15 protein-coding genes are annotated in these 16622 nt (G+C 35.1%); 10 read left to right on the forward strand and 5 right to left on the reverse strand.

What is annotated here, in order from left to right:
* Positions 1-9 precede the first annotated feature (9 nt).
* The 3 genes from BW732_RS07740 to BW732_RS07750 form a co-directional block, all read right to left on the reverse strand.
* Positions 10-519, reverse strand: coding sequence for a GNAT family N-acetyltransferase (locus BW732_RS07740; protein ID WP_077276207.1), 510 nt, complete (start codon positions 517-519; stop codon positions 10-12).
* Positions 520-720: 201 nt separating this feature from the next.
* Complete coding sequence (locus tag BW732_RS07745) at positions 721-1881, reverse strand: NAD(P)-dependent malic enzyme (protein WP_077276208.1); 1161 nt, start codon at positions 1879-1881, stop codon at positions 721-723.
* Between the two features lie 31 nt (positions 1882-1912).
* A complete protein-coding gene (locus BW732_RS07750) occupies positions 1913-3196 on the reverse strand; it encodes a 2-hydroxycarboxylate transporter family protein (RefSeq protein WP_077276209.1) in 1284 nt (427 codons plus the stop codon).
* 148 nt (positions 3197-3344) lie between these two features.
* Here BW732_RS07750 and BW732_RS07755 point away from each other — a divergent pair, with 148 nt between their 5' ends.
* Both BW732_RS07755 and BW732_RS07760 read left to right on the forward strand, forming a co-directional pair.
* Positions 3345-4880 carry a Spo0B domain-containing protein gene (locus BW732_RS07755; RefSeq protein ID WP_077276210.1) on the forward strand — a complete coding sequence of 512 codons (1536 nt, stop codon included), beginning with the start codon at positions 3345-3347 and terminating at the stop codon, positions 4878-4880.
* Positions 4873-5574, forward strand: coding sequence for a response regulator (locus BW732_RS07760; RefSeq protein ID WP_077276211.1), 702 nt, complete (start codon positions 4873-4875; stop codon positions 5572-5574). The genes BW732_RS07755 and BW732_RS07760 overlap by 8 nt, the downstream gene beginning before the upstream one ends.
* Before the next feature lie 36 nt (positions 5575-5610).
* Here the strand turns inward: BW732_RS07760 and BW732_RS07765 are convergent, their stop codons facing one another.
* Positions 5611-6387, reverse strand: a complete 777-nt coding sequence (locus BW732_RS07765; RefSeq protein WP_077276212.1) for a DUF6681 family protein — start codon at positions 6385-6387, stop codon at positions 5611-5613.
* Positions 6387-6878 carry a hypothetical protein gene (locus tag BW732_RS07770; protein ID WP_126844262.1) on the reverse strand — a complete coding sequence of 164 codons (492 nt, stop codon included), beginning with the start codon at positions 6876-6878 and terminating at the stop codon, positions 6387-6389. Before BW732_RS07770 ends, BW732_RS07765 begins: the two co-directional genes overlap by 1 nt.
* Positions 6879-7090: 212 nt before the next feature.
* Here BW732_RS07770 and BW732_RS07775 point away from each other — a divergent pair, with 212 nt between their 5' ends.
* The 8 genes from BW732_RS07775 (at position 7091) to allD (ending at position 16616) form a co-directional block, all read left to right on the forward strand.
* Complete coding sequence (locus tag BW732_RS07775) at positions 7091-7651, forward strand: helix-turn-helix domain-containing protein (protein WP_077276214.1); 561 nt, start codon at positions 7091-7093, stop codon at positions 7649-7651.
* Positions 7652-7707: 56 nt separating this feature from the next.
* Positions 7708-8874: a CynX/NimT family MFS transporter gene (locus BW732_RS07780; RefSeq protein WP_077276215.1), complete on the forward strand. Its 1167-nt coding sequence runs from the start codon at positions 7708-7710 to the stop codon at positions 8872-8874.
* A gap of 372 nt (positions 8875-9246) precedes the next feature.
* Positions 9247-10740 (forward strand): allantoin permease, encoded by a 1494-nt coding sequence (allW, locus tag BW732_RS07785; protein WP_077276216.1) that lies wholly within the window; start codon positions 9247-9249, stop codon positions 10738-10740.
* 34 nt (positions 10741-10774) lie between these two features.
* Positions 10775-12142 (forward strand): allantoinase AllB, encoded by a 1368-nt coding sequence (gene allB / locus BW732_RS07790; protein ID WP_077276217.1) that lies wholly within the window; start codon positions 10775-10777, stop codon positions 12140-12142.
* 82 nt (positions 12143-12224) lie between these two features.
* Positions 12225-13457, forward strand: a complete 1233-nt coding sequence (locus tag BW732_RS07795) for an MFS transporter (protein ID WP_077276218.1) — start codon at positions 12225-12227, stop codon at positions 13455-13457.
* A gap of 19 nt (positions 13458-13476) precedes the next feature.
* Positions 13477-14709 carry an allantoate deiminase gene (allC, locus tag BW732_RS07800; RefSeq protein ID WP_126844266.1) on the forward strand — a complete coding sequence of 411 codons (1233 nt, stop codon included), beginning with the start codon at positions 13477-13479 and terminating at the stop codon, positions 14707-14709.
* Positions 14710-14741: 32 nt separating this feature from the next.
* Positions 14742-15527, forward strand: a complete 786-nt coding sequence (gene allE, locus BW732_RS07805) for a (S)-ureidoglycine aminohydrolase (protein ID WP_077276220.1) — start codon at positions 14742-14744, stop codon at positions 15525-15527.
* Positions 15528-15548: 21 nt separating this feature from the next.
* Positions 15549-16616, forward strand: coding sequence for an ureidoglycolate dehydrogenase (gene allD / locus BW732_RS07810; RefSeq protein WP_126844268.1), 1068 nt, complete (start codon positions 15549-15551; stop codon positions 16614-16616).
* Positions 16617-16622 lie beyond the last annotated feature (6 nt).

Raw genomic sequence — 16622 nt, forward strand, 5'->3', positions numbered from 1 at the left:
AGCGTTTTTTTATAATTCTTTTTTTAATACCCATTCTGGTCCATAGGCAGATTCAATTAATTTGACATCAGTAAATTGTTGCTTTTTCCAAAAATTTAACGCATGTGTATTGTCTTCTAGACAGCCTAAAACTAAAAGTTTACTGCCTGTTTCTTTGGCCATTTGTTCTAAAGCTTCGTATAATGGTTGCGCTAAACCAATTCCTCGATAATCAGCGCGTAAGGCAAATAGACCGATAATCGATTGTGTTTCTTCTGGATAATCAATCACCCAGTCAATCAACCCAATCATTGTCTCTTGATCAAAAATTCCATAGACATTTTTTTGGTATAAAGCTGTCTTAGGGGGTAATTGGTTAAAGAAAGTTGAAATTTGTTCATCAGTTGGCTCACTGTCTTGATAATCAGTAAAGTAGTCTTTGGTTTCAAGTAAGAATTTTTTTAGCGTGGTAAAATCATTTTTTTCAGTTAATAAACGAATTTTAATCGTTGGAAACGTTGGATGAGAGAATTCTTTCATCAATTAATCACTCCTATAAAAAGATAAGTTAGTTTCATTGTACAATAGAATGACTTAAAAGTAACTAACAGGAGTGAAAACTCGTGGGTTACTCTAAAAAAAGTTGGTTTAAAGTTAGGTGAAATTAGTTTTTAAACTGAAAAGACCACTAACCATCTCGTTTACTAGTGGTTAGTGGTCTTTTTAGTCTTACGCTGTAGTCTAGTCGTGACTATCAACAGTATTCGCTACACTGTCTGCTACGACACGCGCAACGCCTTCTTCAAAGGCATCAGGAATAATATTCGTTGGTGATAAGTCAGCATCAGAAATCAGACTAGCAATGCCACGAGCAGCAGCAATTTGCATCTCAATTGTAATTTTTTTAGCGCCTGAATCTAAAGCACCACGGAAAATACCAGGGAAGGCTAAGACATTATTGATTTGGTTAGGGAAGTCACTTCGTCCAGTTCCGACGATATAAGCGCCACCTTCAATTGCTTCATCCGGGAAAATTTCTGGTGTTGGATTTGCCATTGCAAAGATAATTGGTTTTTCAGCCATCGTTTTAATCCATTCTTTTTGTAAAACGTTTGGTGCAGATACACCAACAAAAACATCTGCTCCAACTAGAGCATCTTCTAATGTTCCTGATTGATGCTCACGGTTTGTTACTTTAGCAATATCGGCATGATGTGGTGCTAAGTCAGGTGTTTCTTCATTGATAATACCTTTTAAGTCCACAACTTTGATATGTTGCACACCAGCAGCTAAGAATTTACGCGCAACCGATAAACCAGCTGAGCCTCCACCATTGATGACAACGTGGATGTCTTCAATTTTTTTACCAGTTAATTTTAAGCTATTGAATAATGCTGCTAAAACAACGATAGCGGTACCGTGTTGATCATCATGAAACACTGGGATATCTAGTTCGTCAATTAAACGACGTTCGATTTCAAAACAACGTGGGGCACTAATATCTTCTAAGTTAATTCCGCCATAAGTTGGTGCAATGGCTTTACAGACAGCGATAATTTCTTCTGTATCTTGTGTAGCTAAAACTACTGGTACAGAATCAATATTCGCAAATTTTTTGAATAAAGCCGCTTTTCCTTCCATAACTGGCATAGCAGCCTCTGGTCCAATATTACCTAAACCTAAAACAGCAGAACCATCACTGATAACGGCTACGGTATTTTTCTTTGTTGTTAAGACTTTTGCTAGTTCTTTATTTTCGTGGATGGCACTCGAAACAGCAGCCACTCCAGGTGTATAAGCAATACTCAAATCCACTTTATTGTTAATTTCTACTGTAGGTGTAACAGCTAATTTTCCACCGTGTTCACGTGCTTGTTTTAAGGCTAATTCTTTTACGTCCATGATTTTTTCCTTCTTCCTATATAGTGATTAATTAAATAAAGATAAATTTTAAAAGTGCAGTCATTGATAAAACTGTAATTGCTCCACCTAAACGTGTTGCAACTTGGGCAAAAGGCATTAGGTTCATTCGATTTGTTGTACTTAAAATCGCTACGTCACCAGTACCACCCATACCACTTTGACAAGATGAAATAATTGCCGCTTCAATTGGGTACATATTCATAAAACGAGAAACAACGAAACCAGTCATTGTAACTGTGAAAACCACACTAATAACAACGATAAAGTAAGGGGCATTTAACATGCCAACGACATCTTTTAATGGAATATAAAGCATACCAAGACCCGCCATTAATGGGAAGGTAAAGTTTCCAGAAATAAATTTATAAAGTTGTTTTGATCCACGTTGTGTTTCTTCAGGAACAATATTAATATATTTAAGTAACGCGGCAACTAAAATCATTAGAACTGGTCCAGGAAATCCAGTAAAGTATTGTAACAAGCCACCTGTAATGAATAATGTACAGGCTGTTAAAACGCCAGCACCCATCAATTTAACATCAATTGGTGAGTTATCTTCTTTTAACGCATCTTTCATATCATCAGTTTCAGATAATTTTACTAATTGTCCTTTACCAGATAAATGTGGTTTCTTTTCACCGATTCGAGATAAGACAGCCGAAAAGCCGATTGCGAAAAAGTTACCAATAATTGTTGCAGGAATTAATTGACCAACTAATTCTTCACTTGGTACACCCATAATCGCACCATAACCTAATGAAAGTGGTAAAATTCCTTCACCAATCCCACCAGCCAAAACTGGCGTAACAATAAAGAACAAAGTATGTTGCCAATCTAATCCAAGTAATACACCAATTCCTGTTCCAACACCCATTGCTAAAATCATACCTAAAAGCATTGGAATAATCATCCGCATTAGTCCTTGAACCAATATTTTACGGTTCATACCAAGAATACTACCACAAACTAGACAGGCAATATAGAAATATAAAAAGTTTGCTTGTTTCATTAACATGTCTGTAGAAGCAAGGACGTTATCGTTAATAACATTAAAAAAGACCAAAATAGATGGAACTAATAAAGATAAAATTGCAGGGCCTCCAAAATGTTTTAAACCTGGGATATTGGCACCTATTGTACCAAGTAACCAACCTAATGTTAAAATGACAGCAAAACCACCTAACATGTTAATAGGCAATTGTTGTGTGATTGCCGTAATTAAAATAATTGCTGATAATGACAGATAGACAGGTAATGTGACCGAACCTATCCGAATATTTTTGAATTTACTCATTGCATTCAACTCCTTCTAAGTTATATTATTAATATAATGGTAGCGCTTTAAATTGTGAATATTTTTTAATTAATTTAACTTAATGCAAGTATGATACATAGGTTATAATAAATTGTGATAAAAAATAGAATGAGTAAGGGAACAAACAATGAAAAAGAAAGTTAGATTATGGGTCATTTTATCAAGTGTATTAATGTTAACGATGTTATTTGTTATTACGATTAGTTACATCCTTTTAACGAAGCATACCGTAAGTGAAGTGAAGAAACGTCAGGAACAGCAACTTGTTGCATTAGGGCACAATCTATCCTTAGAGCCGTTAGTTATCGATAGTTTGGAGCAAAATACTTATTCAGAGGAACTACAAAAATATACCCTTAAGGTATCGACTATTCACAAGCTAGATTTTATTGTAGTCTTTGATATGGATGGCATTCGGTTAACGCATCCAAATAGTGATAAAATTGGTAAGCATTTTGAAGGTAACGATGAAGGAAATGCTCTAAAGGGAGAGGAAACGATTTCGATTAGTTCTGGGACATTAGGCGAAACCCTTAGAGTTTTTGTTCCCGTATTTTATAAAGAAAAACAAATTGGTGTTGTATCACTGGGACGTAAGACAACAAGTTTAACCGAGCAAATTGATGAAACAAAAAGAGCGTATACGTTCTTTGTTAGTCTATCATTAGTGATTTGTATTTTTGTGGGTAGTTTAACGGCTTATTTTTTAAAAAAGCAACTACTCGATTTAGAACCTAGTGAGCTAGCACGTTTATTTGAAGAACGAGAAGCAATGTTAACAGAGACTAATGATGCGATTATCGTGATTAACTTAAATAATCAGGTTTTATTAATGAATAAGCAAGCCGGCTATTTTGTTAATGGAGATATTTTAAATAAATCAACAGTGGTTGGACAAGATATCAGTCAGTTTATCACAGAGTGGCAACGAGTCAATTTAATCGATAAAAAAGAGCAACTCTATCAACAAGATGGCATCGATTATTTACTCTCAGTTGCACCGATCAAAGTGAAGAAACAACATATCGGCTATATCTTATTTTTTAAAAATATTTCGGAGTTAACGTTGATTTCTGAAAAGCTCGATCGGACACGTGAATACGCTTTAGCACTACAAAATCAATCACATGAATTTATGAATATTCTACATGTTATCTATGGACTAGTTGACTTAGAAGCTTACGAAGAACTAACGAAATACCTTGCTGATATTTTGACACCGGATGAAGAATTTGAAAAACGTGTCTCAATCTTAGTGGGAAATCCAAACATTGCAGCATTATTAATTACCGAACGCAATAAATTTGTCGCTAAAAAAATTGACTTAGTCGTCGATATTTTACCAGAATCTGTGACGGGATTTAATCAAAAACAAGAAGATGATTTTATTAGTATTTACAGTTATATCAATAATAGCTTATTGACATTATCACTCCCAAAAACGATTGAACAACGAATTAGTTATCGTGAACGGCAAATTAGTTTATACTATGAGTGTTCGTTAGATATGGAAGCCTACCAGCTATTACAACAAAAAACCGCGACAACTTATTTTAAGCATTTAGTAAGAAAGACAACAAGTCAGTACCAGATGACACAATCTAATGATGGTTGGGTGCAAATAGAGTGTGTGATAGGGGACGATGGAGGGACACATGACTAAACTATTAATTATTGAAGACGATCCAATGGTACGTTTTATTCATAAAAATTATCTAGCTAAAATTGATGACACATTAGATGTATACATGGCGTCTAGCTATACCGAAGGCTTAGAATTAATTGACACACTAGCTCCAAATTTGATTTTGCTGGACTTAACATTAACAGACGGATACGGACTAGATTTATTGACAGCTATCCGACAAAAAGAACTAGATACAGAAATTATTTTAATTACAGCTGAGAAAAGTGCGGCTACGGTCAAAAAAAGTCGTCATTTAGGTGTGCTGGATTATCTAGTAAAGCCATTTTCATTTGAACGGTTTAATGAGAGCATCCAACTATATTTGACTCGGTTATCAAACGATCAGCTTGTACCAACTGAATTGACACAAGATCATATTGACCATTTGGTACGTGATAAGCAAGAAATAAATCAGCAAATAGAAGTTGTAGATTGGGTGCAAACTATTCCTTTAGACAAAGGGATGAGTCGCCAAACATTGATTAGTATTGTCGAGTTATTGGCTAAACAAGTTGACTGGGTCACGATTCAACAATTATCTGAAGCCAGTCAGTTATCGCATGTTTCAGTACGAAAGTATATTCAATTTCTAGAAACCAACAATCATCTTGAACGTGAAATTGTCTATTTAAAAGTTGGACGCCCGTACTATTTATATCGCTTAATATAAAAAAATCCTAAGTCTAATCTTAGACTTAGGATTTTTTTAGTGATTATCGTTAGTGTCATTTTTATTATTTGCAATTGTTGTATCACTAGTGGTTGGCTCTGATTCTGTGGCATTGATTTTATCTGCCTCTTTTACACGTAATTGAATAGCATAAGGTTCTTTGTAAATTATACCATCTTTTTTATAAGGACCACCTAGAACAAAAACTCCAAGTGGTACAAGATCATCAGCATTTTCTTTTAAGTGAATTGTTGCAATTTTTTGCATATCTTTGTAACTTGACCCGATAAATAGCTCACCATAGCGAATTTTATAGTATGGTATAAGTGTGTATTTGTCTAGAAAGTAAGTATCAACTGATAATTCATTATGGGCAATTTGTTTTGAATCAATTAGTTTTTGAATAATGTCTTCAAGTATCATATCCGCCTCATCAACTAAATCAAGAGCTAATTTTTCACCATGAATGACAGGTGTACTCGCAGGATTAGTTGGAGCATCACCATTAAATGTGACATCTTCAGGTACGATATCTTCAATAAAATTAGTCACATCCCATTTAACTTTTTTATCACGGAAATAATAAATAAAGTTAATAATGATAAAATACATCAAGATAATAAAAATAATAAGATAAACAGCACTTTGCCAGTAATTTTTATTAGCATAATATCCCTTAACAATTCGTAAAATATAAAGTGTTGGAAAAACACCAGCTACTGTGAAAATTTTATTTTGTAAGCGCGGATTGATATTTAAATAATTTAAAAATTTGCTAATATTCGTAAAAACCAAGGCTAATAAAGCTTCCATTAGTTACCACCTGCTTCTTTTTGTTGTTTGTCAGGAGTCTCTTTTTGTGTCGTTTTATTGGCATTGTTTTGATTGGTTTCTTCTTCCAAGAAGGCATCCCCATTATTTTCAGCATTTCCATTATTATTATTTTGTGTTCCATTAGTATTGCTAGTGGTCGTATCATCTTTTTTAGGTATTTCTTGTGTTCCAGTTGTTTCTGGTGTGTTACTTCCAGACGTATTAGTTGTTGTTTCTGTATTATTTCGGTTATTATTTGATTGCTGAGTTGTATCATTTGATTGATTTCCAGTGTCTCCAGTGACTTGATCTTCTTCTTTTTTTAAGTTATCTGAAGGTTGCGTTGTTGATACCGTTTGTTCGGTTTTATTTGATTTAGGTGCTTTATAGCTTTGGCTATCAAAGACAGCTGTTGTAGTGGAAATCCCAACAGATATGGTCAAAATGGCGATTGGCTTTAGAAAAGGAGCCACGACCCGATTTTTTGCCATGCGATCATCTCCTTCATTTATCGACAATAAATCCATCTTCATTTTAGCATGATTATCATGAAAATAAGTGAATTTTTCATGAGTTAATTGTAAAGAAGTCTTTAATTTCGTTGAATTCACTAAAGCAATAGGATTCCTCATGTGAATCAATTATAATTAAGCTAGTCATTGAATAGTTAACTACTAGATATAGAGGATAAGGAGGTTTTTAGATGATTAAAGGAGATGATGATTTAATTAGTGAGTTAGCTCAGACCCTGAGGCGATTACGAAAAGAGAGACAGCTAACAATTGAGCAACTAGCAAAGTTAGCAGATGTAAGTGGTATTACTATTAGTAACATTGAAAATAATCGTTCTAATCCAACAATCAATGTTCTTTGGAAATTATCTGTGGCGCTACAAGTTAATTTGTCACAGTTATTAAACTATGCCAATCATCAAGTAACTGTGTCAAAATTGGATGAACATTATTTTTTAAGTGACTTAGTTCAGGGATGGTTAGTTCAACCAGTGTATCAAGAATCAGATTTTGACGTATTTCGAGTGTGCCTAAAAGCTAATTCAAGTTATGAAATGCCGAAACAATTTGAACAATCTATTGAAATTATCACCGTCATGCAAGGACAGCTAAAATTGACAGTCGGCAAGACAAGCTATGATTTACAAACATTTGATAGTATCAATTTTGATGCGAGCGTTGCGCATAAGTATCAAAATATCACACAGCAGGATGTTTGGTTGACAATTATTGTAAAATATCGGAATACATAATATAATATATGTTATCATATATTATATTATGTATTTTTGTTTAGGGTGGGTAAAAAATGGAAAGAAAAATAACTATTAGTTTATTAGTTGGTATTATATTTGTTTCAAGTATGTTGCGGGCTCCAATCACTTCTGTTGGACCGTTAATTGGAATTATTAGCCAGGATTTAGAATTGTCAGGTGGGCAATCGGGCTTAATCACAACAATTCCTTTAGTAGCTTTTGCAGTTGTATCACCAATTGCACCAAAGTTAGCTAAAAAAATCACTAGTGAACGAACAATTTTAAGTGCATTAATCATTTTAATATTAGGATTGGGAATTCGCTCAATCCCAAGTATTGTGACATTATTCATTGGTACAACAATCATTGGTTGTGGGATTGCGATTTGTAATGTCCTAATTCCAAGTATTATTAAAAAGGAGTTCAGTCAAAAGAGCGGTTTAGTGACAGGTATTTTTTCCGTTAGTATGAATTTAAGTGGGGCCATTGCATCAGGAATTAGCGTACCATTAGTTGAAAGTTTTGGTTTTCGTTGGAATGTCGCATTATCGTTGTGGGCTATTTTAGCATTGGTAGCCCTTATTAGTTGGTTACCACAATTATCACGTACTGATCGTCCAACGGTAACAGAGTTACGTCAAGTGAAGCCGACGATTTGGCATTCGAAGTTAGCGTGGAGCGTGACTTTATTTATGGGAATACAATCATTTATTTTTTATATCTTAGTTGCTTGGTTACCAGAAATGCTAGTTAGTCAAGGAATTTCTGCGGCGAAAGCAGGAGGTATGCTGTCACTTTTACAATTCACTTTGCTACCAATCACTTTTATTGTCCCCATTTTAGCTGAAAAAAAAGCGAATCAACGTGGCTATGTATTAGTGACTTTTAGTTTATTTATGCTTGGAATTATTGGATTGATGAATTCTCAGTCCTTAATTATTACGTTATCAATTATGAGTATTGGATTGGCTGGAGGTATGGCTTTCAGTTTAGCAATGTTATTTTTCAACTTGAGAACACGAGATGCAAATCAAGCGGCGGAACTTTCTGGTATGGCACAATCAGTTGGTTATTTATTAGCAGCCGTTGGTCCATTCTTATTTGGTTTATTACATGACCAAACGAATAGTTGGCAATTGTCCTTGTATTTATTAATTTTTATGACAGTGATTTTATTGCTTGTTGGTTTAAAAGCCAGTTCGCAAGAAATGATTGATTGATAGATTTGTTGAAGCTAGTTAGCGTGAGTCACGTTAACTAGCTTTTTTATATAAAGAATAATTAAAATGTGTAAAAGATAAGAAAATTATGACATAATAATTAAATAATATTTTCACATACTAATCAAGAAGATTATGCATTTATTTTAGCTAATAATTAAAATGATTTAATGTCAGCTAGTCATATCAGCAGATTTATGATGATAATAAACGTTGTATAACAAGTATTTATATGTTCAAAAAAGGAGTTATTCAAAGTGCACAATAAAGTACAATTAATTGTCATATGTCACGATGAAAGCGTTTCAAAATTTGTGTAATATTAGTCCATAAGCAGCAGCTGCCTAAGAAGATTGTTTAGAGGAGGATAACATGGACGTACGGCAAGAAGATTTTTCGCTTAACAATAATAATCGTATTGATGTAACCCAACAAGAAGTTGATCAAATGAAGTTAAGGGGTTACAACGAGGATTTATTGCCAAAAACACAAGATAAACGGAACATGAGTTGGAAAAATTATTTTACCCTATGGATGGGTTCAGTACATAATATTCCAAATTACACAGCAGTAGGCGGATTCCTATTTTTAGGTCTGTCACCTATCAATATTATTTTTGCTATCATTTTAAGTAGTTTAGCCGTTGCTGCATTAATGGTCTTTAATGGTAAAGCAGGAGCTAAGTATGGTATTCCGTTTTCGATGCACCTTAGAGCAACATATGGTAATAAAGGAGCTAAATTACCTGGGTTCTTACGTGGCGTTATTGCCGCAATTGCGTGGTTTGGTTTACAAAACTTTACTGCATCGTTAGCATTATTGATTTTAATTGGAAAAATTTGGCCGGGCTTTTTAACATTAGGTGGCGATTTTAATTTCTTTGGAATTGGCTTACCTGGTTTGATAGCATTTACTATTTTCTGGGCCATTAATGTAGCCATTGGATTAGGTGGAGGAGCAATCTTAAATAAATTTACAGCCATTCTTAATCCATTAATCTATGTCGTCTTTATCGGTATGGCTATTTGGGCAGTCATTGTTGGTGGTGGTATCGGTAATATCCTAGCATATCGACCACCAGTTGAGAGTGTTCAAAATAATTCGGCAATTCTTGTCTATTTTATGATTATTAACTCTGTTTTAGCCGTTTGGGCAGGACCTGGTGCAAGCGTAGCCGACTTTACACAAAATGCTAAGTCTGAAAGAGATCAAAAATTTGGTCAAACAGCTAGTTTACTTGTTGCCTATGTTATCTTTGCATTCTCAAGTGTATTTATTTTAATCGGTGGTTCGATTCATTACGGAATTGAAGAGTGGAATGTCTTAAATATTGTGAATAAGTGGGATAGTTTACCAGTTGTGATGTTATGTATTGTAGTGTTATTAATGACAACGATTTCAACGAATGCCACTGGAAATATTGTGCCAGCAGCGTATCAATTAGCTGCACTATTCCCTAAAAAAATCAACTATCGTAAAGGTGTTGTGATTGCAGGGATTATCAGTTACATTATTATGCCATGGAAATTAATGGAGAATTCAGAAAGTATCTTTACTTTCTTAAATATGATTGGTGCTGTTTTAGGTCCAGTTATTGGGGTTATGTTAGCACAGTACTATTTCGTAGCGAAACAAAAAATTGATTTAAATCAACTTTATATGGATGATACAAAAGATAATAAGAATAACCAGTATTATGGTGTGAACAAGCCAGCGTACATCGCAACAATTATCGCTCTTGTTGTGTCAATGTTAGGTCAATTTATTCCAAGTTTACACATTATTTCAAGTTTATCATTCCTTGTAGGATGTGGCTTATCATTTGTCATCTATTTAGTATTAAAGCGCCAAAGTATTCAAAATTAATTAAAATAAACAATAAATAGTTGGAGGGAATAATATGTTATATGATTTACTCATTAAAAATGGTTTAGTGATTTTAGCAACAGGAGAAGTGACAACGGATATCGCTGTTAAAGACGGTAAAATTGCCGCTATCGGTAATAACTTAGGTGAAGCAAAAGAAACACTCGATGCCAATGGCTTAATTGTTAGTCCTGGTATGGTGGATGCACATGTTCATATTACTGATCCTGGTGGTGGATATCGCGATTTATGGGAAGGTTATATTACGGGTACTAAAGCCTGTGCTAAAGGTGGCGTTACATCTTTTATGGAAATGCCATTGAACCAAGTTCCAGCAACAGTTGATAAAGAATCATTAGACATCAAGTATGCAGCAGGAGAAGGAAAATTATACGCAGATGTAGCATCATTTGGTGGATTAGTACCATTTAACCTTAAAGGTGGAATTGAGGAGCTAGCTGAAGGCGGTGTTGCAGCTTATAAATGTTTCATGGGAACATGTGGTGATCGCACAATTGATGGCGACTTTATGAATGTTGATGACTATGCATTGTACGAAGGAATGAAACAAATTGCTAAAACGGGTAAGGTGTTAGCAATCCATGCTGAAAACCCAGATATCACTGATAAATTAGGCGAAATTGCTTATCAAAATGGTGAAACAACATTGAAAGCATATGTAGCAACACGTCCAGTCTTTACGGAAGTAGAACCAATTCGTCGTGCTATTTTCTTAGCCAAAGAAACTGGTTGTCGTATCCATATCTGTCACATTGCCTGTGCAGAAGGAGTGGCTGAAGTAGTAAAAGCACAACAAGAAGGAATTGACGTAACATGTGAAACATGTACACACTATCTATACTTCGTAACCGATGAGTTAGATAAGATTGGACCAGTGGTTAAATGTTCACCACCAATTCGTGATCAAAAAGAACAAGATGGTTTATGGGAATATGTTATTAATGGTGGTTTAGATTTTGTGACATCTGACCATTCTCCGTGTACACCAGACTTAAAAGACAAAGAAAACGCATTTGAAGCATGGGGAGGTATCTCAGGCGTTCAAAATAACGTAGATGTCCTGTTTGATGAAGGTGTCCAAAAACGTGGCATGAGCTTGACTCGTTTTGCGGAAATTATCGCTAAGAGTCCAGCAGAACGCTATGACTTAAATGATAAAGGTGAAATTACGATTGGAAAAGATGCGGACTTTGTCTTTATTAAACCTAATGCACCTTACATCTTAAAAGCAGAAGATTTAGAGTACAAGAATAAAATTAGTCCATATATTGGACGTGAAATTGGTGCCCAAGTCGTTCAAACGATTTTACGCGGTGAGACAATTTACTCACAAGAAACGGGTGTCACTGAAGAAGCTGTGGGAATGTTCATCAAAAAATAGCTTTTTTGAAAACAGAACTTGACTGTCAGTTCTGTTTTCTTCGATTTATAGTAGGTTCTAAAAGAAAGGAGATATCAGTACAGTGACAAATGATACAAAAAATAAACGATTGCTTATCTCTCCTTATTGGAAACAAATTGTTCTTGTTTCAACACTAGGTTGGATTGTTGTCTGGTTTAACCGGACAGCACTCACACCGATTTATCCACAATTAAGTGCATATTTTGGTGGTGCAAGTGATTCAGCAATTGGTGCTATTTCTAGTTTTTACTTTCTAGGTTACGTACTAATGCAGATTCCTTCAGGTATATTAGTTGACCGTTACGGAAAGAAAACAATTCTAATTCCTGGATTTGCACTTTTTGCTTTAGGAACACTTATTTTAGCAACATCTAATTCATTGCAGTTTATGTATTTAGGTAACGTTCTAGCCGGAATTGGTAGTGGGGCATTTTATGGTGTTGCGTTTTCATTTACTAATGATTATGTGCCTAAGAAGCATCGTAGTTTAGCGACAGCGATTGTGAATTGTGGTACAGCAATCGGTAGTGGAATTGGGATGATTGCCTCTAGTTATTTTATCTCTCAGCGTGAGATGCCATGGCAAGTGATTGAATACGCATCACTAATAACAATTATAATCATGATTATTGTTTTTTTCTTATTTATTCATAAGGATGAGAAAAAGACAAAAATCGATGTTGCTAATTTTCCTACTGAGGAAAAAATGACATTACAGAAATTATTTATGCCTAAAATGCTTGGAGCGTATGCCGTTTATTTTGCTACTTGTTACGCTTATTATCTAGTGAACACTTGGTTACCTAACTTTTTAGAAACAGAACGTGGTTTTACAGGAGCAACAATTGGTTTGGCTACCTCATTGATTTTTATTTCTTCTGTACCAGGCGCTTTGATTTTTAGTCGATTTGCGGATAAATATAGTGACCGTAAAATTGGTTTAGTCGTTTTCTTAGAGATTATGGCTGCGATTACTCTAACATTTACTGTAATGAGTGAAAATAAAACAGGTTTATTGATTGGGTTAGTTTTATATGGCTTTTTTGGTAAGGTAGCTGTTGAACCAATCATTATTTCTTGGTTAGGCGAGAATGTTTCGAAAAAAGGTTTAGCGACAACGCTAGGAGTTTTTAACTTTTTAGGAATGAGTTCATCAGTTATTGCGCCATCATTAACAGGAGCGATTTCTGACCAAACAGGGTCTAAAATTACGGCTTTTTATTTATCAGTAGGTATTTTAATTATTGGAACACTAATCTTCTTTTTAGTGAATCGCAAAAAAATCAAATATTAGTAAGGGAAGGTTGAAACACATGACAGACTTACAACAAAAAGTTGAACAAGAAGTAACTTGGTTATCAAGTATCGGGTTAGACTCAAAAGGTGGGACAACTCGCCTACTTTATGATGATAATTGGGTGAAAGCTCAACATGACTTAAAACAAAAATTTACCACGTTAGGCTTAAGCAGTCATTTTGATCAGGTCGGAAATCTTTATGGTCGTTTGGAAGGTAGCAAGTATCCAAATGAGACGATTTTAACAGGCTCACACGTTGATACAGTAGTCAACGGTGGTGCATTAGATGGTCAATTTGGAATTGTTGCAGGGTATTTAGCCATTAACTATCTAAAAGAAACTTATGGGACACCGTTAAGAACTTTAGAGGTTGTTTCGATGGCAGAAGAAGAGGGTAGTCGTTTCCCTTTTGCTTTTTGGGGAAGTAAAAATATCTTTGGTTTAGTGAATCCTAATGATTTGAAGTATGCGAAAGATGCAGATGGCATCCAATTCTCAGAAGCAATGGAGCAAGCTGGCTTTTCGTTTCCAACTGAGTCACAACAAGCAAGAGAAGATATTAAAGCTTTTGTTGAAATTCATATTGAACAAGGAAATGTTTTAGAAAAGAAAGAAAAACAAGTCGCAGTTGTGAATAATATCGTAGGACAGAAACGTTACGATATCACTTTGATTGGGCAATCAAATCACGCAGGAACGACACCTATGGGTTATCGTCAAGATACCGTTTATGCGATGAGTAAAATGATCAGCGATAGTATGGACCGCGCCAAAGAATTAGGCGATCCACTTGTTTTAACAGTTGGTCATATTGCTGTGACACCTAATACGGTAAACGTTGTACCGGGTAAAACATTTTTCACAGTTGACTGTCGTCATACAGACGGTCAGGTGTTAGAGGATTTTACCAATGATATGATGTCACGTTTTAAAGCAATTGCCACAGAGTGTGACGTACAAATTGAAATAGATAATTGGATGAATGAAGCACCAGTACCGATGTCTGAAGAAATTGTGTCAGTACTAGAACAAGCTTGCCAAGAGTCTAATTTAAATTACTTAACGATGCATAGTGGTGCTGGGCATGATTCTCAAATTTTTGCTCAACATGTTCCTACAGCGATGCTTTTTGTTCCAAGTATTAATGGGGTTAGCCATAACCCAGCTGAAGCAACAAAAATAGAAGATTTAACCGAGGGTGTTAAAGCATTAATTGCTTCGTTATATAAATTAGCATATGAAGACTAAAAAAATTAAATTATTGAAAGAAGGCTATAAATATGGGTTATCGAACAAATGAATTAGGGTATCCGACAGATGTATTACAATCAAGAGCAATCGTGGAGCGTGGTAATTTTGCAATTATTCCACCACAAGGACTAGTTAAAAATACGTTACCAAATTTTGAAAACTGTGAATTGACGATTATGAGTACACCAAAATTAGGGGCAAGTTTTGTTGATTATTTATGTCGTGTCTTACCAGGCGGAGGTAATACAGCAGGTTTTGGTGGGAATGGCATTGAAACTTTTCTATATGTATTAGACGGTGAACTAGAAGTCAGTGATGGTGTTGAAACATTTAGTTTAACAACAGGTGGTTATATTTATGTCCCAGCGACTAAAAAATTAACCTTTGAAAATAAAAGCACACAAGCAACAGAAACGTTCTTATATAAAAAACGTTATCAAGAAGTTGAGGGTCTAAGTACGGATACCTATGTCAATAATTCTGCGAACATTGTAGGAGAAAATTATGAAGATATGACAGACGTTGATTTTCAAACGTTATTACCAACTGACTTAGCCTTTGACATGAACTTTCATATTTTAAGTTTTGCAACAGGTGGCTCACATGGATACATTGAAACACATTATCAAGAACATGGGGCTCTGTTATTAAGTGGAGAAGGTATGTATAACTTAGATAATCATTGGATTCCAGTGAAGAAAGGTGATTACATTTTTATGGGTGCTTATAATTTACAAGCGTGCTATTCAGTTGGACGTAATGCACCACTAAGCTATTTGTATTCAAAAGATTGTAATCGCGACGTTGATTTATAAAAAGTAGGAGGTGTGCAACAAATGACTGAAGAAATGATTCATCTATCAAGAAGTGATTTACAGGCATTGATGCAAGCTAAGCTCGAAAAAGCTGGATTGCCAGTTGCCCACGCAGCAGAAGTAGCAAAGCACTTATCATTTGCTGACTTACGTGGTGTACATTCACATGGAGCTGTGCGTGTGGAATACTATGCTGAACGAATTGCAAAAGGTGGAACAACACTTGAACCTGAATTTTCATTTGAGAAAACAGGTGCAAGTACTGGTGTTTTCCATGCGGATAATGCGATTGGACATGTGGCAGCAAAAGAAGCACTAACTCATGCAGTTAATATGGCAAAAGAAACTGGTGTCGCAGTTGTTGGTGTGTCACAGATGGGACATAGTGGTATGTTATCTTACTATGTTGACTTAGCAGCAAGAGAGGATTTAGTTGCATTAACGGTTTGTCAGTCAGATCCAATGGCCGTTCCGTATGGGGGAACTGAACCTTATTTTGGGACTAATCCCATTGCATTTAGCGCCCCTACAATGAGTGAGAGACCAATTATTTTTGATATGGCAACAACAGTTCAAGCATGGGGGAAAATTTTAGATGCTCGTAGTAAAAATTTAGATATTCCGAATACATGGGCGGTTAATGCGAAAGGTGAGCCGACAACGGATCCGCATAAAGTTCATGGATTATTACCTATATCTGGACCTAAAGGATATGGTTTGATGATGATGGTTGATATCTTATCAGGTTCATTATTAGGCTTGCCTTTTGGTAAACACGTGTCATCTATGTATGCTGATTTATCATCTGGGCGAAACTTAGGTCAATTATTTATTTTAATTAATCCAAGTTACTTTACTGATTTAACAACGTTTAAACAAAATTTATCGCAAATGATTGACGAGTTACACGATAATCCTCCAGCAACTGGTTTTGATCAAGTTTATTATCCAGGAGAATTATCTGAAATTAAGCAACAATCTTACGAACAAAACGGCATTCCGATTCCACAAGATATCTATGACTATTTAGTTAGTGACGTCGTTCATTCGAATCGTTACGATCAGTCAGACGCATTTGCCGAAAAATAAATTACT

The sequence above is a fragment of the Vagococcus penaei genome, assembly GCF_001998885.1.
GTDB lineage: Bacteria > Bacillota > Bacilli > Lactobacillales > Vagococcaceae > Vagococcus > Vagococcus penaei.

Bases quoted from the DNA above. Each gene is read 5' to 3' on its own strand.
- BW732_RS07740 (WP_077276207.1), bottom strand. From the start codon at position 519: ATGAAAGAATTCTCTCATCCAACGTTTCCAACGATTAAAATTCGTTTA.
- BW732_RS07775 (WP_077276214.1), top strand. From the start codon at position 7,091: ATGATTAAAGGAGATGATGATTTAATTAGTGAGTTAGCTCAGACCCTG.
- BW732_RS07770 (WP_126844262.1), bottom strand. From the start codon at position 6,878: ATGGCAAAAAATCGGGTCGTGGCTCCTTTTCTAAAGCCAATCGCCATT.
- BW732_RS07745 (WP_077276208.1), bottom strand. From the start codon at position 1,881: ATGGACGTAAAAGAATTAGCCTTAAAACAAGCACGTGAACACGGTGGA.
- allB (WP_077276217.1), top strand. From the start codon at position 10,775: ATGTTATATGATTTACTCATTAAAAATGGTTTAGTGATTTTAGCAACA.
- allW (WP_077276216.1), top strand. From the start codon at position 9,247: ATGGACGTACGGCAAGAAGATTTTTCGCTTAACAATAATAATCGTATT.
- allE (WP_077276220.1), top strand. From the start codon at position 14,742: ATGGGTTATCGAACAAATGAATTAGGGTATCCGACAGATGTATTACAA.
- allC (WP_126844266.1), top strand. From the start codon at position 13,477: ATGACAGACTTACAACAAAAAGTTGAACAAGAAGTAACTTGGTTATCA.
- BW732_RS07765 (WP_077276212.1), bottom strand. From the start codon at position 6,387: ATGGAAGCTTTATTAGCCTTGGTTTTTACGAATATTAGCAAATTTTTA.
- BW732_RS07760 (WP_077276211.1), top strand. From the start codon at position 4,873: ATGACTAAACTATTAATTATTGAAGACGATCCAATGGTACGTTTTATT.
- allD (WP_126844268.1), top strand. From the start codon at position 15,549: ATGACTGAAGAAATGATTCATCTATCAAGAAGTGATTTACAGGCATTG.
- BW732_RS07755 (WP_077276210.1), top strand. From the start codon at position 3,345: ATGAAAAAGAAAGTTAGATTATGGGTCATTTTATCAAGTGTATTAATG.
- BW732_RS07750 (WP_077276209.1), bottom strand. From the start codon at position 3,196: ATGAGTAAATTCAAAAATATTCGGATAGGTTCGGTCACATTACCTGTC.
- BW732_RS07780 (WP_077276215.1), top strand. From the start codon at position 7,708: ATGGAAAGAAAAATAACTATTAGTTTATTAGTTGGTATTATATTTGTT.